The following is an 18,592-nucleotide window of genomic DNA, read 5'->3' as shown; positions in this document are numbered from 1 at the left end:
CTCCGGGGCCCCCCGCCCTGTGGTGCGCCCTTTGCACATCGGTCGAGGGGGCGGACCTGTCTGTCCCGGCCGGCCCGGCGGCTCGCTCGCCCGGATGTCCACGCACCGGGTGCGTTTGTCCATGTTCACCGGTGGGCGCAGCCGACACCCTGTGGCGCATGAGACGGATCACGACCGCAGCGCTCGCCGCGGCGGGCTGCGTGGCGACGGCGCTGGGGACCGCGCCCGCCGCCGGCGCCGCCCCGCACGACGCCCCCCGCGTCCACCATGTCGACTGCCAGGCCCCCGGCGGGCTGCCCGAGACCGGTACCGCGAAGACGCCCTGGCGGAGTCTGGCCGCCGTCAACGGGCAGCGGCTGCGGCCCGGCGACTCGGTGGTGCTCAAGCGCGGCACCCGGTGCGCCGGCACCCTCGCGCCGGCCGGCGCCGGGCGCGCCGGGGCCCCCGTACGGATCGGCGCCTACGGCGACCCGGCCGCCGCCAAGCCCGTCGTCGACGGCAACGGAGCCGTCGACGCCGTGCTGCTGCGCAACACCGAGTGGATCGAACTGTCCGACCTCGACATCACCAACGCGGCGAACCCCGGCACCAAGCGCCGCGGCGTCCGCGTCCTGCTCGACGACTACGGCACCGGCACCCACTACCGGATCACGAACCTCACGATCCACGACGTGCTCGGCGACGACACCAAGGACGCCAACGGCTCCGAGGGCATCCTGTTCGCCGCCACCGGAACCCGCGTGCCCAGCCGCTTCGACGACGTCCGCGTCGAGAACAACCGCCTCGACCACATCGACCGCGGCGGCATCCGCGTCTCCTCCACCTGGAGCCAGCGCCCCGGCATCAGCGACTACAAGCCCGGCGGACCGGCTTGGACCCCCTCCACCCGGGTCGTGGTGCGCGGCAACACGCTCTCCGACCTCGGCGGCGACGGCATCGTCATGACCGTCACCGACGGCGCCCTCGTCGAGCACAACACCCTGCGCGGCTTCCAGCGCCGCTCGGCCGGCTACAACGCGGGCATGTGGCCGTACAACGCGGACGGCACCGTCTTCCAGTACAACGACACCTCGGGCGGCGAGACCACCCGCGACGGCATGGCGTACGACGTCGACGAGGGCACGAACGGGACCGTCTTCCAGTACAACTACAGCCACGACAACGCGGGCGGCTTCTTCCTCGTCTGCACCGCCGACGGCAGCCTCTCCGACGCCGTCATCCGCTTCAACGTCAGCCAGAACGACCACTTCCGCGGCATCGAGACCTGCCGCGGCACGTTCTCCGACGTCCGCTTCCTGCACAACACGATCTACATCGGCGACGGCGTCAGCCAGACCGTCGTCAACGAGAACACCACCAACCGGCACGAGATCGCCTTCGTCGACAACGTCGTCCAGAAGGCCGGCGCCGGCACCGCGAACTTCAATCTGCGTTCCGGCGGCGTCACCCTGTCGCACAACGCGCTGTACGGCGTCGGCTCCGTCCCCGACAACCCGGGCGGCACCGGCGCCGACCCGCTGCTCACCGCGCCCGGCACCGCCACCGGTCTCGCCGACGCGGCCGCCGCCTACACCCCGCGGCCCGGCTCGCCCGTCATCGGCGCCGGAGTCCCGCACCCCGACGCGGGCCCCCGCGACTTCGCCGGGAACCCCGTCGCCGCCCAGGGCCCCGTCTCCGTCGGCGCCCTGAACGCCGGCTGAGTCACCGTCCCACCGGCCGGTCCGGCCGCCGGATGGCGTCCCACGGAACGAGGTTCCAGGGGCTCTTCCGGTCGGCCGGATCGAGCAGCGCCGCCACGTGCGCGTCCGCGACGCTCTGGGGCGCCGGCAGCGACTGCGGCGAGGACGCCCGGCCGCTCAGGTCCTCGCGCCAGATCCGCCGCCCGAGCAGATAGTCCTCCGCGTACTCCTGCCACGAGTCGTAGGTGCGGGCGAGCTGCGGCACCACGTTCCTCAGCAGGTTCCACGCGTCGGCCTCGTCCAGCAGCCCGCAGCCGAAGCCGCGCCGCGTGATGTCCGTGTACAGGGCGATGTCCCAGGCCAGCGGCTCCACGCCGTACCGCGCACGGGCCGACGCCCGGTACCCGGAGCGGGCGAGCCCGCCGAGCCGCCCGAGCAGTTCCTCGCGCGTCGCGATCTCCCACTGCCCGGCCAGCCAGAGCCGGGCCTTGTCGTCGTCGATCCGGGTGAACGGGTACAGCGTCGTACGGGACGCGTCCCGGTCCCGGCTCACCGGAGCGCTCAGCGACACCATCCACAACTGGTGGGCGCCGAGCGGCGTGCGGTACCTGCGTTCCGTCCTGGGCCTGAGTCTGAACCGAAGCATGGGCGCGGAGGGTACTACCCGTCGAACCCGCCCCGCGCCGCGACCACCGCGGGAGCCGTCGAGTGCGGCAGCAGATCCCGCGGGTCGGCCGGCATCACCACCTCGACCTCCGCGTCCTCGGGGAACCGGTAGGGGCGGTGCTCCAGCAGACAGCCCAGATAGCGGCGGACCCGGGACAGTTCGGCCCGCACCGTCACCGTGCGGGCCGGATCGCCGAACAGGTCCTCGGCCAGACCCGCCGCCGTGCGCCCCTCCCGGCGCAACGCCAGCAGATACAGCAACTCGGCGTGCCGCGGACTCAGTTCGTGCGTCCACGAGCCGGCCGCGCCCCACACCCGTACCGACCAGTGCCGCGGCCGGCTGACGTCGAGCACGATCCGGGCGGCGGTCTGCGGCTCCGCCGTCCGCCGCGGCCGGACCAGCCAGCCGCCCGCCAGCGGCGCCAGCGTGCACGGCCCGAGCGAGGGGATCCAGCACGGGCCCTCCGCGGGCGACCGGGGCAGCGCCACCCGGTCCGGCAGCGGCATCCCCGTCACCGCCGCCGTCCACCCGTGCGCGTCGACCACGAGCGCCCGGCCGCCGATCCGGGCGAGCACCGGCGCCGCGACCGCCCGCAGCCGCTCCAGACCGTTCACATGCCGCTCGCGCAGCCGCGCCTCCGCGAGCTGCGCCACCGCGTGCACCCACGACAGCGTCCCCGGATGCATCGTCTCCAGCGGGCCGCTCACGTCCACCACACCCAGCAGCCGCCCGTCGCGCGGATCGGTCATCGGCGCGCCCGTGCACGTCCACGGATGGTGCGAACGCACGAAGTGCTCGGCGGAGAACACCTGCACCGGGCGCCGGGTGACCAGCGGCGTGCCCACCCCGTTCGTCCCGACCACGTCCTCCGCCCAGTGCGCGCCCACCTCGAAACCGAGCCGGTCGCCCATCCGCAGCACCGTCGGATGCCCCTCGCGCCACAGGATCCGGCCGTCCGCGTCGCTCACCACCATGATGTGCTGCGCCGCCTCCGCGACCGTGACCAGCGCCTCCCGCAGCACGGGCAGCACCGGCAGCAGCGGCGAGGTCTGCCGGCGCTCCTCCACCTCGTCGACGCCGAGCAGCCCGCGCCGCACGTCGTGGTCCGGGTCGACGCCGCCGCGCAGCATCCGCCCCCAGGACTCACGGATCACCGGGCGCGGCCTGACCCGGGGCCGGTTCCCCGACAGCGTCGCGTCCCGCACCCCCTTGAGCATCCGCGCCGCCAGCGCCGCGTCCATCGCGGACAGCCGCGTCAGATCGATCGTCGACTCCTGGTCCATGCCTGATTCCTACGTGTACGAAGAGATGTGCGGGCGTGTACGCAGAGATGTGCGGGCCCTTGGGGGGAGGCACGCCCATCGTGCACCTCCGGGACGTACGGGGAGGCGACTTCCGAAGGAACGTTGCAACCCCCTGCAACCCTGGCGAACAACCGTACGGCGTTTGAAACTGGCACGGACGGACGGGGATGGTGCCGTGTCGGCGCAGCACCATCCCCGCACCCGTGCCCCGCGACCGGGCCGTCCCCGGTCACTCCACGGGCCGCGCCCGCTCCACGATCCCGGCGAGATCCGCGCCGTGCGGCAGCGTCCCGAACGCCGCGCCCCCGTCCCCGCCGAGCCGCGCCGCGCAGAACGCGTCCGCCACCTCGTCCGGCGCGCACCGCACGAGCAGCGAACCCTGCAGCACCAGCGCGATCCGCTCCACGAGCCGCCGCGCGCGAGCCTCCACCCCGTCCAGGTCGCCGAGTTCGGTCAGCAGGCCCCGCACCGCCGCGTCGAGCCGGTGGTCGGCGCCCCGGCTCCGGCCCAGCTCGATCAGGAACGCGTCCAGCGCGCCCGGTTCGGTCCGCAGCGCCCGCAGCACGTCCAGGGCCTGCACATTGCCCGAGCCCTCCCAGACCGAGTTGAGCGGCGACTCGCGCAGCAGCCGGGGCAGCCCCGACTCCTCCACGTACCCGTTGCCGCCGAGGCACTCGAGGGCCTCGGCCACCAGCGGAGCACACCGCTTCGTCACCCAGTACTTCGCGGCGGGCACCGCGATCCGCAGCAGCGCCCGCTCGCGCTCGTCGCCCGCCTCCGCCCGGTCGAGCGCCGCCGCGAGCCGCAGCACCAGCGTCGTCGCCGCCTCCGACTCCAGCGCCAGATCGGCCAGCACGTTGCGCATCAGCGGCTGTTCGGCCAGCGGCGCGCCGAACGCCGTGCGATGGGTGCAGTGGTGGATGGCCTGCGCCACCGCCTGCCGCATCAGGGCCGCCGAGCCGAGCGCGCAGTCCAGCCGGCTCGCCGCCACCGTCCCCATGACCGCCGCCAGGCCCCGCCCCTCGTCGCCGACCCGCAGCGCCCACGTCCCGTCGAACTCCACCTCGGCCGTCGCGTTCGAGCGGTTGCCCAGCTTGTCCTTGAGGCGTTGCAGCGCGAACGGATTGCGGGTGCCGTCGTCCAGGACCCGAGGCACCAGGAAACAGGTCAGCCCGTCCGCGGCCCGCCCGAGCACCAGGAACCCGTCCGACATCGGCGCGCTGCAGAACCACTTGTGCCCCGTCAGCCGGTACGCCCCGTCCTCGCCGGCCACCGGCTCCGCCCGCGTCGTCACCGCCCGCAGATCGCTGCCGCCCTGCTTCTCCGTCAGGGCCGTGCCGAGCAGCGCGCCCGCCTTGTCCCCCGCGGGCCGCAGCCCCGACTCGTAGACCGCCGAGGCCAGCCGCGGCTCCCACACCGCCGCCAGGTCCGGCTCGGCGCGCAGCGCGGGCACCGCCGCGTACGTCATCGACAGCGGGCACAGATGACCCGCCTCCGCCTGCGACCACACCAGGAACGCGGCGGCGCGCCGCAGATGGCCGTCCGGCCGGCCCCAGGCGGAGGTGAGCCCGGCGCCGACGCCCTTGCCGAGCAGCCGGTGCCAGGCCGGAGCGAACTCGACCTCGTCGATCCGGTGCCCGTAGCGGTCGTGGGTGCGCAGCACCGGCGGACGCTCGTTCGCCAGCCGGGCCCACTCCTGGACCTGCGCGCTGCCCGCCGCGCGGCCCAGCTCGGTCAGCTCCCGGCGCGCGGCGTCCACGTGTTCCGGGTCCAGATGCCGGTCCAGTCCCTCCACCAGGGCGAGGTCGGTGCCGAAGACGTCGTACGCCGTCAGCGGCGGGGGCTGGTTGGTCACCGTGTGCGTGCTCGCTGCCATGCCCGCGAACCTACCGCCGGGGCGGGCGCGGCCCCGGGCACCGGGGGAGCGGGGCACTGCCGCGCGCCGGATAACGTTAGGGCGTGCAGCCAGCAAGTGAATCGCCCCAGCGGCCGTCCGGCCGTCTCCACCGGGCCCGAGCTCTCTACCGGAACGTGTCGAAGCGGAGGACCGCCTGGCTGCTGCTCAAGGACACCGTCAACTCGTGCATGGAGTACCGCATCCTGGGCCTCGCGGCCGAGGCGGCGTTCTTCACCCTGCTGTCGGTGCCGCCGCTGCTGCTCTCCCTCGTCGGCCTGCTCGCCTACGTCGACACCTGGACCGGCGCCGACACCATCGCCGGCGTCCGCGACAACATCCTGGAGGCGTCCCGCACCGTCCTGACGGACGAGGGCGTCAAGGAGATCGCAGAACCGATTCTCGACGACGTCATCAAGGGCGGCCGCCCCGACGTCATCTCCATCGGCTTCCTCATCTCCCTGTGGTCGGGCTCCCGCGCCGTCTCCACCTTCGTCGACACCGTCACCGTGATGTACGGGCTCGACGGGGTGCGCGGCATCGTGAAGACCCGGCTGCTCGCCTTCCTGCTCTTCCTCGTCGGGCTCGTCGTCGGCTCCATCGCGCTGCCGCTCATGATCGCGGGACCGGACGCGGTGATCGCGCTGGTGCCCTGGTCCGAGACCGTCGTCCAGGTCCTGTACTGGCCGGTCGTCCTGGTCCTGTCCGTCGCCTTCCTGACGACGCTCTACCACGTGTCCGTGCCCGTGCGCTCGCCCTGGATCGAGGACGTGCCCGGCGCCCTCGTGGCCCTCGCGATGTGGATCCCCGGCAGCTTCCTGCTCCGCCTCTACATCACCAACACCATCGAGGGCCCCACGATCTACGGCTCCCTCGCCGCGCCCGTCGCCGTGCTCCTGTGGATCGGCGTCTCCGCGTTCGCCGTGCTCGTCGGCGCCGCGGTCAACGCGGCGATCGACCGCGTCTGGCCGTCCGTCGCGACGGCCGCCGCGCGCGAGGCGAACGAGCGTCACCGCGAGGCCGTCGCCGCCGAGTACATCGCCTGGGCCGCGCACCGCAACGATGAGCACGACCCCGACGACCCCGACATGCCCTCCGAGTTCCCCGAGCGCTGGTCCAAGTTCCTGCCCCCGGAGGACGTGACGTCCCGCCTGCGCACCCACACCCGGCGCGAACACCCCCACCCCGACGACACCTCCCAGAACCACGACACCCCGCGCGACCACGACACGGACTAGGGGCTGTCGGGGCCGTCCGGCGACTCGGACCGGGTGTCCGGACCGGGTGTCCGGTCCGCTCAGGCCCGCTTCCACGTGCCGGCGGCCGCCGCCCGCGCCGCGAACTCCGCGAAGCGGCGCGGGGCCCGCCCGAGCACCCGCTCCACATCGCCGCTCAGCGCCGCGTTGCGCCCGTCCAGCAGCGTCTCGAACAGCTCCACCAGGAAGCCCACCTCCTCCTCCGGCACCCCGAACCCGCGCAGCGCGTCGCCGTACGCCGCCGCGGGCACGCCCACGTAGGTCTTCTCCGTGCCCGTCGCCGCCGCGACCGCCGCCAGGGCCTCGCCCCACGTCAGCAGCTCGGGCCCGGTCAGATCCAGCGCCCGTCCCGCCCACCGTCCGGCCGGGTCCCGCAGCACCGTCACCGCCACGTCCGCGATGTCCAGCACGTCGAGGAACGGCTCGCGCAGCTCCCGCGGCGCCGCGAACACCAGCTCGGGGCCGCCGACCTGCTCGGCGAGCGGGCCCTCGCCGAAGTTCTGGTGGAACCACGCGCAGCGCAGCACCGTCGCCCTCCCGCCCGCCGCGAGGAACGCCTCCTCCGCCGGCCGCGCCTGGTCCTCGCCGCGCGCCGACAGCAGCACCAGCCGGGACACCCCGAGCTCCACCGCCCGGCGCGCCAGCGCCCCCACCGCGGGCGCGGCGTCCGGCGCCCCGATGTCCGACGGGAACGCCAGATACGCCCCGTCCGCGCCGTCCAGCGCCGCGTCCCACGTCGCCGGGTCCGCCCAGTCGAAGCGCACCGCGCCCGACCGCGAGGCCGCCCGCACTTCCAGGCCGGCGGCCCGCGCCGCCTCGGCCACCCGGCCACCCGTCCGACCGGTCGCCCCGGTCACCAGTACCGTCCGCATCTCGTTCTCGTTCGCTGTCATGCCTCCACTCAACTGCGGCCCGGGACGCGGAAACATCGGTGAGCCGCTCACGCCCATACGCGTCCGTCTACGCTCGGGGCCATGGACGTACTCGCAGGTCTTCTGGAGGGGCCACGGGCGCGCGGGGCCTTCATGATCCGGGCCTGTTTCGAGCCGCCGTGGTCGGTACGGATCGCCGACGAGGCACCCCTCACCGTGATGATCATGGTCGAGGGCGACGCCTGGATCCTGCCCGGCGGCGACGGCGCGCCCTGCCGCGTCCGCCCCGGGGACATCGCGATCGCCCGCGGCCCCGACCCCTACGTCTGCTGCGACGACCCCGCGACCGCGCCCCGCGCCGAGATCGGCCCCGGCCAGGAGTGCCGGCCGCTCGGCCCCGCCCACGCGGGCCGCTACAAGCCGCTCGGCGTGCGCGAGTGGGGCGAGTCCCCTGACGGCCCCGCGAAGATGCTGATCGGTACCTACCAGATGCGCGGCGAGCTCAGCGGCCGGCTGCTCGACGCGCTGCCGCCGCTGCTCGTCCTGCCCACCGAGGTGTGGCAGTGCCCGCTCACCCCGCTCGTCGCCGACGAGATCACCCGCGACGAACCCGGCCAGGACGTCGTCCTCGACCGGCTCCTCGACCTGCTGCTCATCTCCTCGCTGCGCGCCTGGTTCTCCCGCCCCGAGGCCGACGCCCCCGCCTGGTACCGGGCGCTCGGCGACCCCGTCGTCGGCCCCGCGCTGCGGCTCGTCCAGGACGACCCCGCGCACCCCTGGACCGTCGCCGCGCTCGCCGAGAAGGCCGGGGTCTCGCGGGCCGCGCTCGCCCGCCGCTTCACGGAACTCGTGGGCGAGCCCCCGATGACGTACCTGACCGGCTGGCGGCTCGCGCTCGCCGCCGACCGGCTGCGCGACAGCGGGCTGACCATCGCCGCGATCGCCCGCCAGGTCGGCTACGGCAGTGCGTTCGCCCTGTCCAGCGCGTTCAAGCGGGAGTACGGGGTCAGCCCGCAGGAGTACCGGGGATGAGCGGGCCGTACCGGGAGCGGGCCTGCTCCGTGCCCGGCGCCGTCCTGTGGACCCGCACGACGGGCGCCGCCCCCGAAACCGGGGCATCCGTGCTGCCCGACGGCTGCATGGACCTCATCTGGAGCGAGGGCCGGCTCTTCGTCGCCGGACCCGACACCCGCGCGCACGCCGCCGGGCCCGGTGCGCGGCGCCTCTACGCCGGCGTCCGCTTCGCCCCCGGCACCGCGCCCGCCTGTCTCGGCGTCCCCGCGCACGAACTGCGCGACCGGCGCGTCGACCTCGCCGACCTGTGGCCCGCCGCCGAGGCCCGGCGCATCACCGAGCGGATCGACGCGGCCACCGACCCGGGCGCGGCGCTCGCCGCCGAGGCCGCCCGGATCGCGGGCGCCGCCGGACCACCGGACCCGCTGCTCGCCCACGTCGTCGCGGCCCTCGGCGCGGGGCGCACCGTCGCGGGTACGGCCGCGGCGACGGGGCTCGGCGCGCGGGCGCTGCACCGCCGCTCCCTCGCCGCGTTCGGCTACGGCCCCAAGACGCTGGCCCGCGTCCTGCGGCTGCAACGGGCCCTCGCGCTCACCCGCGCGGGCGTCCCCCTCGCCGAGACGGCGGCCCGCGCCGGTTACACCGACCAGGCCCATCTGACCCGCGACGTGAAGACGCTGACGGGCCGTACCCCGGCCGGGTTTCGGACGGGGTCTCCGACGGAGTCTCAGACGGGTTTCCAGGCGGGGCTTCACAACCACGCGAACAGATCGACCTGATTCCCGTCCGGGTCGTGCACGACCGCGTACCGCTGCCCCCAGTCGGCGTCCCACGGCTCCGCCTCGCCGTGGTGCCCGGCCCCGGTCAGCTCCGCGTACTTCGCGTCGACCCCGGCCGCGCCGCCCGCACACAGGAAGGCCAGCCCCACGCGTCCCCGCCCGAGATCCTTCGCGCCGTCCACGGGGTCGAACATCAGCCGGACGCCGCCCGGCAGTTCGGCCTCGACGTGCGGCAGCCGCTCGGCGCCCTCGGGGAACGTCAGGCCGAGCCGGCGGTAGAAGGCGAGTGCGGCGGGCAGGTCGGAGGTGGCGACGCCGATGGCGTCCAGACGCACGGAGTTCTCGTTGCTCATGCGGCCACCGTAGGCACGGCGTACGCGACGAGTCTTGTACGGATCGGACGCGGCCGGCGCCGCGCTGGCTAGGGTCCCGGCATGCCAACGATCCTGGTCCACACCCGCACCACGGGGTACCGGCACGCGTCCATCCCGCACGGCGTCCGGGCGCTGCGCGACCTCGGGTTCGGGGTACGGCACGCCGAGGACCCCGACGAGTTCGCCGACGCGCTCGGCCAGCGGCCCGGCGCGGTCGTCTTCCTGTCCACCACCGGGGAGGTGCTGACGGACGCGGGGCGGGAGAGGCTCGCGGCGTACGTCGACGGGGGCGGGGGGTTCGTGGGGGTGCACGCGGCGGCCTGTGCGGAGTACGGGTGGCCGTACTTCGGGGAGCTGCTGGGCGCCCGCTTCACCGGGCACCCGGCGTACCAGCCGGGCCGCGTCCTCGTCACCGACCGCTCCCACCCCGCGACGCGTCACCTTCCTCCCGTCTGGAACTGGACGGACGAGTGGTACGACTTCGACGCGGACCCCGCGCGCGATCCGGCCGTCCGCGTCCTGGCCCGCGCGGACGAGTCCTCCTACACCGGCGCCGGTACGGGCCCCGCGCACCCCCTGATCTGGTGCCGCCCCCAGGGCGCGGGCCGCGTCTTCTACACCTCCCTGGGCCACGCCCCCTCCGCCTACGAGGACCCGGCTTTCCGCACGCATCTGGCGGCGGCGGTGACCTGGGCGGCCCGAGCCGATTCCTAGCCGACGGCGCCCTGTGCGGGGCGCGGGGCCGTGTCGACTCGCGGCTCCGCCGCGTGGGCGCGATCAGCCACGACGGCGAGGCGGACGACCATGGTGCACCTCGGCCCACCCCGTACCGAGCGCGACCGCGTCACGTCCGGCGCGACGCCAGCGTCCCGGCGATCGCGGAGACGCCGTCCGGGCCCACCCGGCAGCAGCCTCCGATCAGGCGGGCCCCCGCCCCGCACCAGCCGTCCACCCGGTCCGCCCCGAACGTCGACTCCCCGCGCCAGCCCCGGGCCACGGCGTCCCACCGCTCCCCACTGTTGGGATACACGACGACGGGCCGCCCGGTGACCCGAGCAGCGACCCGTACCGCCTCGTCCGCGTCCTCGGGCGCGCAGCAGTTGACCCCGACGGCCACGACCTCCTCGGCCTCCGCGGCGAGCGCGAACGCCTCCTCCAGCGGCTGCCCGGCCCGCGTGCGCCCCTCGGCGACGCTGTACGACAGCCAGACCGGCACCCCCGCCCCGCGCACGATCCGCAGCAAGGCCTCCGCCTCAACCGCGTCCGGCACCGTCTCCAGCGCGAGCACGTCCGGCCCCGCCTCCACGAGCACGTCGAGCCGCGGCCGGTGGAACGCCTCCAGTTCGGCGACGCTCAACCCGTAGCGCCCCCGGTACTCGGACCCGTCCGCCAGCATCGCTCCGTACGGCCCGACGGATGCGGCGACGAACCGCGGCCGCTCCCCGGTCGGGGGCTCCGCGTCGGCCGCTTCCCGGGCCAGCCGGACGCTGGACGCGATGAGTTCACCGGCCCGCTCCCGTCCGACCCCGCGCCGCGCGAACCCCTCGAACGTGGCCTGATAGCTCGCGGTGATCGCGACGTCCGCGCCCGCCGCGTAGTACGCCCGGTGCGCGGCGACGATCGCGGCCGGGTCCTCGGCGAGCAGCCGGGCCGACCAGAGCTCGTCGCTCAGGTCGTGCCCGGCCGCCTCCAACTGGTTCGACATCCCGCCGTCGAGGACGAGCGGGCCGGCGGCGAGCGCCTCGGTGAACGCGGTGCTGCGGATCATGCCTCCGACGATAGCTCCGTGCGCCCCGGCGACGCCGGGCCGTCTCACCCAGCTGTCCAGGCCCACCGGACCTCAAGGCTTGAGCGCCACGACCCCGTAGATGTTGATGTCCTCGTCCCGGACGTCACCGATGCCGCGCCGTGCCGCCCGCTCCAGCGGGTCCAGCGCCGCCTCCTCGGCCGGCTCCAGCTCGGTGTGCCGCCAGGTGCCGTCCGGGTGCCAGTGGTGCACGGGGACGACACCAGGCTCGACGGGCTCCAGGCCGTTGTCCGTCAGGAAACGCAGCACCTCGGCGCGCGAACGCAGCGTGAAGGGCATGCCCGTCGCCTTCAGGCCCGGCAGGATCGTGTCCGGGTTGAGGTCGGCCGTCAGATGGCTGAGGAACACCGCGCTGCCCGACGGCAGGGCCGCCGTGAGCTCGGCCGTGATCGTGGACGCCTCGGGCTCGGGGACGAAGTGCAGCACCGCCGCCAGCCCCAGCGCCACGGGCCGGTCCCATTCCAGGGTGTCGCGGGCGCCCTTCAGGATCGCGGCCGGGTCGCGCAGGTCCGCGTCGAGATAGGCGGTCCGGCCCTCGGGCCCGCCGGACAGCAGGGCCCGCGCGTGCGCGAGCACCACCGGGTCGTGGTCCACGTAGACGACCCGGGCGGACGGGTCGACGCCCTGGGCGATCTCGTGGACGTTCGGCCGGGTCGGCAGTCCCGTGCCGATGTCGAGGAACTGGCGCAACCCGTGATCCCGCGTCAGGTGCAGCACCGCGCGCCGCATGAAGTCCCGGTTGTGCCGCACGTCGAGGTAGCCGCGCGGGTTGTGACCCAGGGCCTTGGTCGCCGCCGCCCGGTCGACCGCGTAGTGGTTCTTGCCGCCGACGAGGGCGTCGTAGACGCGGGCCGGGTGGGGGCGCGTGGTGTCGATCCGCTCGCGCACCTGCTGCCATGCCTCGGCATCGGTACGGGGTGCTGTGGCGTCAGTCATCGCAACACCTTGACATGCTCCTCGCTTTGAAGGGCGGGGATTCTGGCCTTCTCTGACGGGTTGCCGTGCCGCTGCGCGGCGCGGTTTCCGGTCGGGAATCCGTGGCTTCCTGTTTCTTCGCGCTGTGCCAGAACGGGTTCTGGTCTTACCGGCGCTCCGCAGGCCGATACCGCCAGTCCGGCGGCCTGTCTGATGTTCAGTGCGGCGTTGATGTCCCGGTCATGACGGGTGCCGCAGGCGGCGCAGGTCCATTCCCTCACGTTCAGGGGTTTGGGTCCGTCCTTGGCACCGCAGGTGGAGCAGGTCTGGGAGGTCGGCTCGAACCGGCCGATCTTCGCCAGGGTGCGACCGTACCGCTCAGCCTTGTACTTCAGCATGTTCACAAACGACGACCAGCCCGCGTCATGGACGGACTTGGCCAGCCTGGTGCGCGCCAGCGCCTTCACCGCCAGGTCTTCCACGGCGATCGCTTGGTTCTCGCGGATCAGGCGGGTGGAGAGCTGGTGGTGGAACTCACGGCGTGCGTCGGTGGCGGCTGCGTGGGCGCGGGCGACCTTCAGGCGGGCCTTGGCCTGGTTCTTCGATCCCTTCTGTTTGCGGGACAGCTCCTTTTGGGCCTTCTTCAGTTTCTTCTCCGCCCGGCGAAGGAACCGCGGGGAGTCGATCTTCGTACCGTCGGACAGGACTGCGAAGTGGGTGAGGCCGAGATCGATGCCGATGCTCGCGTCGGTCTCGGGCATCCGGACGGCGTCGGCAGCCGGGTCGGTGTCGATGACGAACGAGGCGAAGTACCGGCCGGCCGCGTCCTTGACCACGGTGACCGACGACGGGGTGGCGGGCAGGGTGCGGGACCATCTCACCTTCACCGCACCGATCTTCGGCAGCTCCAGGCGCGCGCCGTCAGTGATCTTCCAGCGGGCGTTGGCGGTGAACCGGATCGACTGCCGGTGATCCTTGCGGGACTTGAACCGGGGTGGGCCCAGCCTGGGGCCCTTGCGCTTGCCGGTGAGGGAGGCGAAGAAGTTGCGGTAGGCACTCTCGACGTCGCGCAGGGACTGCTGGAGCACCACGGCGGAGACCTCGCCCAGCCAGGACCGTTCCTTCGTCCGCTTCGCCTGTGTGATCAGCTTCTTCGACAGGTCACCGGCCGTCGGAAACGCCCGCCCGGCCCTGCGTGCTTCCTCGCGGGCGCGCACCGCGTCGTTGAACACGACGCGGGCGCACCCGAACGCCCTGGCCAACGCGGCCTGTTGGACGGCGTTCGGGTACAGCCTGAAGGCGTACCGGAGTTGCATGACGATCACACTAGGCAACGCGAACTCGTGTCGTCGCTGGGAACGTGTGAGCGATCCGCCACCCTCCCGGCAGCGAGTCTCCGGCTCCGACGGAAGGCCACCGCGACGCTCCGCGTCACCACGACCAGAATCGCTTCACCCCCGGGCTGAAGGCCGGAGCACTGCGAATGAATCCCGGTAGCGAATCCCGCACAGTTGCGGGCGACTAGACCGGTGACCCGTCGGACTCCACCTCGGCCGGCGACCAGCGCTCCAGATCCCGCAGCCACGCCCGCGCGTTCCCGTCCGACGGGGCCCGCCAGTCGCCGCGCGGGGACAGCGAACCGCCCGCCGACACCTTCGGCCCGTTCGGCATCGCGGACCGCTTGAACTGGGCGAACTGGAAGAAGCGCTTGCAGAAGTACTCCAGCCAGTGCCGGATCTCCGCCAGGTCGTACTCCTTGTGGTCCGACTCCGGGAAGCCGGGCGGCCAGGCACCGGCCGTCCTGTCCCGCCACGCGTGCCACGCCAGGAACGCGATCTTCGTCGGCCGGAACCCGTACCGCAGCACGTGGAACAGCGTGAAGTCGTGCAGCGCGTACGGCCCGATCTTCGACTCCGTCGACTGGAGCTCCTCGCCGGGCACCAGCTCGGGGCTGATCTCCGTGTCCAGGATCGCCGTGAGCGTCTTGCCGGCCTCGTCACCGAACTGCCCGCTGCTCACCACCCACCGGATCAGGTGCTGGATCAGCGTCTTCGGCACACCCGAGTTCACGTTGTAGTGGCTCATCTGGTCGCCGACGCCGTACGTGCACCAGCCGAGCGCCAGCTCGGACAGGTCACCGGTGCCGAGCACGATGCCGCCGCGCTGGTTCGCCAGCCGGAACAGGTAGTCGGTGCGCAGACCCGCCTGCACGTTCTCGAACGTGACGTCGTAGACCGGCTCGCCCTCCGAGAACGGGTGGCCCATCTCCTTCAGCATCAGCCGCGCCGTGTCCGAGATGTCCAGCTCCGCCGAGGTCACCCCGAGGGACTCCATCAGCTGGTGCGCGTTCGACTTCGTGTGATCGCTCGTCGCGAAGCCCGGCATCGTGTACGCCAGGATGTCGGTGCGCGGCCGGCCCATGCGGTCCATCGCGCGGGCCGCCACGATCAGCGCGTGCGTCGAGTCCAGACCGCCCGACACCCCGATCACGACCTTCGGGTTCCCGATCGAACCGAGCCGCTGCACCAGCCCCGACACCTGGATGTTGTACGCCTCGTAGCAGTCCTGCGCGAGCCGCTCCGCGTCCGCCGGCACGAAGGGGAAACGCTCCACGCGGCGCCGCAGACCGAAGTCCGTCGCCGGCGCCGCCAGCTCGAAGCCGACCCGGCGGAAGTCGCCGGTGCGGGCCGCGTGCGTACGGCGGTTGTCGTCGAACGTGCCCATCCGGCGCCGCTCCTGCATCAGCAGGTCCAGGTCGACGTCCGCCACCGCGAACTGGTCGCCCTGCGCGAAGCGTTCCGTCTCGGCGAGCAGCGCGCCGTTCTCGTAGACCATCGTCTGGCCGTCCCACGACAGGTCCGTCGTCGACTCCCCGAGACCCGCCGCCGAGTACACGTACGCGGCCAGGCAGCGCGCCGACGCCGAGCGGCACAGCAGCCCGCGGTCCTCGGCGCGGCCCACCGTGATCGGGCTGCCCGACAGGTTCAGCAGCACCGTCGCCCCGGCGAGCGCGGCCTCGGCGCTCGGCGGCACCGGCACCCACATGTCCTCGCACACCTCGGCGTGCAGCACGAGCCCCGGCACGTCCTCGGCCGCGAACAGCAGGTCCGTGCCGAACGCGACCTCCGCGCCGCCGACCCGGATCGTGCCGCCCCGCTCGTCGTCGCCGCCCGCGATCTGACGGCGCTCGTAGAACTCCCGGTAGTTCGGCGGGTACGACTTCGGGACCACGCCGAGGATCCGGCCGCGGTGGATCAGGACCGCGCAGTTGTAGATCCGGTGCCGGTGGCGCAGCGGGGCGCCCACCGCGAGCACCGTCATCAGGTCCGCGGAGCCCGCCACGACCTCGGCGAGCGCGGCCTCGACATCGTCCAGGACCGGGTCCTGCAGCAGCAGGTCCTCGATCGAGTAGCCCGTCAGGCCCAGCTCGGGGAAGACGGCGACCGCGACACCGTCCCGCGCGCACTGCCGCGCCTGGCGCAGGACCGCCTCGGCGTTGGCGAGCGGGTCGGCGATCGCGGCGTGCCCCGTGCAGGCGGCGACGCGGGCGAAACCTTGGGAGTAGATCGACCGGAAGTTCACCCGCCCATCATGTCAACCGCCCCCGGGCGCTGCGCGGCGGGACCCGGCCGCCCCCCGACGGCCGGGTCCCGGCTGTTTCAGGGCGCTGTTCTGGTCGTGCAGCGCCGGCCGGCGGCCGTGCTCGCGCATGAATCCGAGACCGACCACGAACGCGGATCGGTGGCCGGTCGCCGGCTTCGTGTACACCGACCGGCGGGGGGGCGTCCTCGTGCCCCCCCCCGCGCACGGCGCCGACATCTCCGTGCGGCGCGAACCCGGCGGCGAGGTCGTGCTCCACCACCCGGCCGCCGGCCTCGGCACCGCCCTCGACCGGCCGCGCGGGCCCGCCACCGGCCGGCCCATCGGCCGCAGCCGCGCCGCGCTCCTCGCCGACCCCGACACCCCGCGCACCACCGGCGAACTCGCCCGCCGCAACGGCCTGGCCCCCGCCACCGTCAGCCACCAGCTCGGCGTCCCGCACCGCTCCCGTCCGGCCCGCGTCTCCTTGAGGGCGGCTCCCCGTCCCGGTGACCGGGAACGGCGGCCGCGCCCGACCCGTCCCGGCCCCTAGCCTCCGGCACGTCCACGAGCAGCCCCAGCCTCAGGAGCGTACGGATGCGGCCGATCGACGAGAGCACGGTTCCGGAATGGGACGCCGACGCGGAGGTGGTGATCGCCGGGTACGGCGTCGCCGGCGCCGCGGCCGCGGTCGCCGCCGCGCAGCAGGGCGCCGAGGTCCTCGTCCTCGAACGCGCCGGCGGCTGGGGCGGGGCCGCCGCGCTGTCCGGCGGCTTCATCTACCTCGGCGGCGGCACCGCGCTCCAGCGGGCCTGCGGCTACGACGACACCCCCGCGAACATGGCCGCGTTCCTCACCGCCGCGCTCGGCCCCGGTGGCGACCCGCACAAGATCCGCCTCTACAGCGAGGGCAGCCCCGAGCACTACGACTGGCTCACCGGCACCTGCGGGGTGGCCTTCCGCCCCGCGTTCTTCGGCGAGCCGGCCTGGGAGGCGTACGGCGACGAGGGCCTCATGTACTCGGGCGGCGAGAACGCCCACCCGTTCACCGCGATCGCCGACCCGGCGCCGCGCGGCCACCTGCCCTGCGCGGGGCCGCTCACCGGCGCCCCGAACGGGGAACAGGGCCGGGGCCGGCTCCTCATGGAACCCCTCGTGCGCACCGCGTCCCGGCTCGGCGTCACCGCCCGCTACGACACCCGCGTCGACGGACTGGTCGTCGCCGCCGACGGCCGGGTGTGCGGAGTGCGGGCCCGCTCCTTCGGCCGCACCCTCCACGTCCGCGCCCGGCGCGGCGTCATCCTCACCACCGGGTCCTTCACCTACGACGAGGCCATGGTCGGCGCGCACACGCCCCGGCTCAGCGGGCGGCCCGGCGCGGCCGTCGAGGAGCACGACGGCATCTCCATCCGGCTCGGCCAGGCGCTCGGCGCGCAGGTCAGCCATCTCGACGCCTGCGAGGTCGCCGTCGGCGTCGACCCGCAGCACCTGATCCGGGGCATCGTCGTGAACGCCCACGGGCAGCGGTTCATCAACGAGGACACCTACGCGGGCCGCATCGGCCAGGCATCCCTGCTCCACCAGGGCAACGGCTGCTGGCTCGTCCTCGACGAGACCGGATTCGAGGAGGCCGACGCCGCCACGCGGGCCGCCGAACAACTGCGTACGTCCCCCACGGTCGTCGCCGAGACACCCACCGAGCTGGCCTCCGCCATGGGCCTGCCCGAAGGCGCCCTCGAATCGACCCTCGACCTCTACAACCGCCACGCCGAGCAGGGCCGCGACCCCGTCCACCACAAGGCGGCGGCTTGGCTGCGCCCCCTGAAGGGCCCGCTCGGCGCGGTCGACCTGAGCCCCCGCACGGCCGGCTTCGCGCTGGGCGGCCTGACCACCGACACGGAGGGCCGCGTCCTCCATGTCGACGGCAGCCCCCTCCCCGGCCTCTACGCCGCCGGCCGCGCCACCACCGGCATCGCCACGGGCGGCTACGCCAGCGGGGCCTCCCTCGGCGACGGCACCTTCTTCGGCCGCCGCGCCGGCCACGAGGCGGCGCGACGGTAGCGCCTCGGGTACGGGCCCGACGCCGTCTGAAGCGCCGGTGCTCCACTCGGCCCGCGCGGGCCGAGCCCCCCCGTAAGGGGCAGGGGCAGGCCACCTCCAGGCCCGCGTGGGGGGAGCCCCTGCAAGGGGCAGGGGCAGGCACCTCCAGACCCGCGTGGGGGAGCCCCCGCAAGGGGCAGAGGCAGACTCCACCACCCCCGCGCCGGCCTCGGCCGGCCAGGGGCGCAACAGTGCGAGCCCGCACCCTGTGCCCCTGGCCCAAGCCCCGCTCCCGCCCACCCGCCCCCTCCGGGGGCGTCGGCCCGGCACCCGGCCCGGGCGCCGCCCCCGCGGGGGCGGGGGGGGTGGGGAGTGTTGGGGCGCGGGGGGGGGGGGGGGGTGGGAGAGTGGG

Annotated in this window: 16 protein-coding genes; 7 read left to right on the top strand and 9 right to left on the bottom strand. The window is 74.2% G+C overall.

Going from position 1 to position 18,592, the window contains the following annotated elements:
* The first annotated feature begins 158 nt into the window (after positions 1-158).
* Positions 159-1,700, top strand: a complete 1,542-nt coding sequence (locus ACFW9D_RS00520; protein ID WP_384616440.1) for a hypothetical protein — start codon at positions 159-161, stop codon at positions 1,698-1,700.
* A gap of 1 nt (position 1,701) precedes the next feature.
* Here the strand turns inward: ACFW9D_RS00520 and ACFW9D_RS00515 are convergent, their stop codons facing one another.
* The 3 genes from ACFW9D_RS00515 to ACFW9D_RS00505 all read right to left on the bottom strand — a co-directional run bounded on the left by ACFW9D_RS00515 (position 1,702) and on the right by ACFW9D_RS00505 (position 5,526).
* Positions 1,702-2,325 carry a DUF1266 domain-containing protein gene (locus tag ACFW9D_RS00515; protein ID WP_384616439.1) on the bottom strand — a complete coding sequence of 208 codons (624 nt, stop codon included), beginning with the start codon at positions 2,323-2,325 and terminating at the stop codon, positions 1,702-1,704.
* A gap of 14 nt (positions 2,326-2,339) precedes the next feature.
* Positions 2,340-3,629: a GAF domain-containing protein gene (locus ACFW9D_RS00510; RefSeq protein ID WP_188336276.1), complete on the bottom strand. Its 1,290-nt coding sequence runs from the start codon at positions 3,627-3,629 to the stop codon at positions 2,340-2,342.
* A 250-nt stretch (positions 3,630-3,879) separates the two neighbouring features.
* Positions 3,880-5,526: an acyl-CoA dehydrogenase family protein gene (locus ACFW9D_RS00505; RefSeq protein ID WP_384616437.1), complete on the bottom strand. Its 1,647-nt coding sequence runs from the start codon at positions 5,524-5,526 to the stop codon at positions 3,880-3,882.
* Positions 5,527-5,609: 83 nt separating this feature from the next.
* Between ACFW9D_RS00505 and ACFW9D_RS00500 the strand changes: the two genes are divergently transcribed.
* The gene (locus ACFW9D_RS00500) at positions 5,610-6,782 is read left to right on the top strand and encodes a YihY/virulence factor BrkB family protein (protein ID WP_188336274.1); all 1,173 of its coding nucleotides are present in this window, start codon (positions 5,610-5,612) and stop codon (positions 6,780-6,782) included.
* Positions 6,783-6,841: 59 nt separating this feature from the next.
* On the opposite strand, the gene ACFW9D_RS00495 is transcribed toward ACFW9D_RS00500, so the two are convergent.
* Positions 6,842-7,693: an NmrA family transcriptional regulator gene (locus ACFW9D_RS00495; protein ID WP_188336273.1), complete on the bottom strand. Its 852-nt coding sequence runs from the start codon at positions 7,691-7,693 to the stop codon at positions 6,842-6,844.
* Between the two features lie 81 nt (positions 7,694-7,774).
* Between ACFW9D_RS00495 and ACFW9D_RS00490 the strand changes: the two genes are divergently transcribed.
* Both ACFW9D_RS00490 and ACFW9D_RS00485 read left to right on the top strand, forming a co-directional pair.
* Positions 7,775-8,704 (top strand): AraC family transcriptional regulator, encoded by a 930-nt coding sequence (locus ACFW9D_RS00490; protein WP_188336272.1) that lies wholly within the window; start codon positions 7,775-7,777, stop codon positions 8,702-8,704.
* Positions 8,701-9,465 carry a helix-turn-helix domain-containing protein gene (locus ACFW9D_RS00485; RefSeq protein WP_384616434.1) on the top strand — a complete coding sequence of 255 codons (765 nt, stop codon included), beginning with the start codon at positions 8,701-8,703 and terminating at the stop codon, positions 9,463-9,465. The genes ACFW9D_RS00490 and ACFW9D_RS00485 overlap by 4 nt, the downstream gene beginning before the upstream one ends.
* Here the strand turns inward: ACFW9D_RS00485 and ACFW9D_RS00480 are convergent.
* Positions 9,438-9,818, bottom strand: coding sequence for a VOC family protein (locus ACFW9D_RS00480; protein WP_188336270.1), 381 nt, complete (start codon positions 9,816-9,818; stop codon positions 9,438-9,440). The genes ACFW9D_RS00485 and ACFW9D_RS00480 overlap by 28 nt on opposite strands.
* Before the next feature lie 81 nt (positions 9,819-9,899).
* Between ACFW9D_RS00480 and ACFW9D_RS00475 the strand changes: the two genes are divergently transcribed.
* Positions 9,900-10,553, top strand: coding sequence for a ThuA domain-containing protein (locus tag ACFW9D_RS00475; RefSeq protein ID WP_384616433.1), 654 nt, complete (start codon positions 9,900-9,902; stop codon positions 10,551-10,553).
* 130 nt (positions 10,554-10,683) lie between these two features.
* On the opposite strand, the gene mmuM is transcribed toward ACFW9D_RS00475, so the two are convergent.
* From mmuM to ACFW9D_RS00455, 4 genes are all read right to left on the bottom strand, one after another.
* Positions 10,684-11,607 (bottom strand): homocysteine S-methyltransferase, encoded by a 924-nt coding sequence (gene mmuM / locus ACFW9D_RS00470; protein WP_384616431.1) that lies wholly within the window; start codon positions 11,605-11,607, stop codon positions 10,684-10,686.
* A 72-nt stretch (positions 11,608-11,679) separates the two neighbouring features.
* The gene (locus tag ACFW9D_RS00465) at positions 11,680-12,582 is read right to left on the bottom strand and encodes an SAM-dependent methyltransferase (protein ID WP_384616430.1); all 903 of its coding nucleotides are present in this window, start codon (positions 12,580-12,582) and stop codon (positions 11,680-11,682) included.
* Positions 12,579-13,877, bottom strand: coding sequence for an RNA-guided endonuclease InsQ/TnpB family protein (locus ACFW9D_RS00460; protein WP_384616429.1), 1,299 nt, complete (start codon positions 13,875-13,877; stop codon positions 12,579-12,581). Before ACFW9D_RS00460 ends, ACFW9D_RS00465 begins: the two co-directional genes overlap by 4 nt.
* A 205-nt stretch (positions 13,878-14,082) precedes the next feature.
* On the bottom strand, positions 14,083-16,143 hold the full coding sequence (locus tag ACFW9D_RS00455; RefSeq protein ID WP_384616427.1) for an NAD(+) synthase: 2,061 nt from the start codon (positions 16,141-16,143) through the stop codon (positions 14,083-14,085).
* 208 nt (positions 16,144-16,351) lie between these two features.
* Here ACFW9D_RS00455 and ACFW9D_RS00450 point away from each other — a divergent pair, with 208 nt between their 5' ends.
* A complete protein-coding gene (locus tag ACFW9D_RS00450) occupies positions 16,352-16,693 on the top strand; it encodes a hypothetical protein (protein WP_384616426.1) in 342 nt (113 codons plus the stop codon).
* A 44-nt stretch (positions 16,694-16,737) separates the two neighbouring features.
* The gene (locus ACFW9D_RS00445) at positions 16,738-18,201 is read left to right on the top strand and encodes an FAD-dependent oxidoreductase (RefSeq protein ID WP_188336264.1); all 1,464 of its coding nucleotides are present in this window, start codon (positions 16,738-16,740) and stop codon (positions 18,199-18,201) included.
* Positions 18,202-18,592 lie beyond the last annotated feature (391 nt).

It is taken from the genome of Streptomyces sp. NPDC059524 (assembly GCF_042749255.1).
Lineage (GTDB): Bacteria > Actinomycetota > Actinomycetes > Streptomycetales > Streptomycetaceae > Streptomyces > Streptomyces xanthii.
The sequence above is the reverse complement of the archived record's forward strand: the minus strand, read 5'-3'. Positions and strand labels throughout refer to the sequence as shown.

Excerpts from the sequence above, each read along its gene's own strand:
- ACFW9D_RS00520 (WP_384616440.1), top strand. The coding sequence starts at position 159 with ATGAGACGGATCACGACCGCAGCGCTCGCCGCGGCGGGCTGCGTGGCG.
- ACFW9D_RS00515 (WP_384616439.1), bottom strand. The coding sequence starts at position 2,325 with ATGCTTCGGTTCAGACTCAGGCCCAGGACGGAACGCAGGTACCGCACG.
- ACFW9D_RS00510 (WP_188336276.1), bottom strand. The coding sequence starts at position 3,629 with ATGGACCAGGAGTCGACGATCGATCTGACGCGGCTGTCCGCGATGGAC.
- ACFW9D_RS00505 (WP_384616437.1), bottom strand. The coding sequence starts at position 5,526 with ATGGCAGCGAGCACGCACACGGTGACCAACCAGCCCCCGCCGCTGACG.
- ACFW9D_RS00495 (WP_188336273.1), bottom strand. The coding sequence starts at position 7,693 with ATGACAGCGAACGAGAACGAGATGCGGACGGTACTGGTGACCGGGGCG.
- ACFW9D_RS00490 (WP_188336272.1), top strand. The coding sequence starts at position 7,775 with ATGGACGTACTCGCAGGTCTTCTGGAGGGGCCACGGGCGCGCGGGGCC.
- ACFW9D_RS00485 (WP_384616434.1), top strand. The coding sequence starts at position 8,701 with ATGAGCGGGCCGTACCGGGAGCGGGCCTGCTCCGTGCCCGGCGCCGTC.
- ACFW9D_RS00480 (WP_188336270.1), bottom strand. The coding sequence starts at position 9,818 with ATGAGCAACGAGAACTCCGTGCGTCTGGACGCCATCGGCGTCGCCACC.
- ACFW9D_RS00475 (WP_384616433.1), top strand. The coding sequence starts at position 9,900 with ATGCCAACGATCCTGGTCCACACCCGCACCACGGGGTACCGGCACGCG.
- mmuM (WP_384616431.1), bottom strand. The coding sequence starts at position 11,607 with ATGATCCGCAGCACCGCGTTCACCGAGGCGCTCGCCGCCGGCCCGCTC.
- ACFW9D_RS00465 (WP_384616430.1), bottom strand. The coding sequence starts at position 12,582 with ATGACTGACGCCACAGCACCCCGTACCGATGCCGAGGCATGGCAGCAG.
- ACFW9D_RS00460 (WP_384616429.1), bottom strand. The coding sequence starts at position 13,877 with ATGCAACTCCGGTACGCCTTCAGGCTGTACCCGAACGCCGTCCAACAG.
- ACFW9D_RS00445 (WP_188336264.1), top strand. The coding sequence starts at position 16,738 with ATGCGGCCGATCGACGAGAGCACGGTTCCGGAATGGGACGCCGACGCG.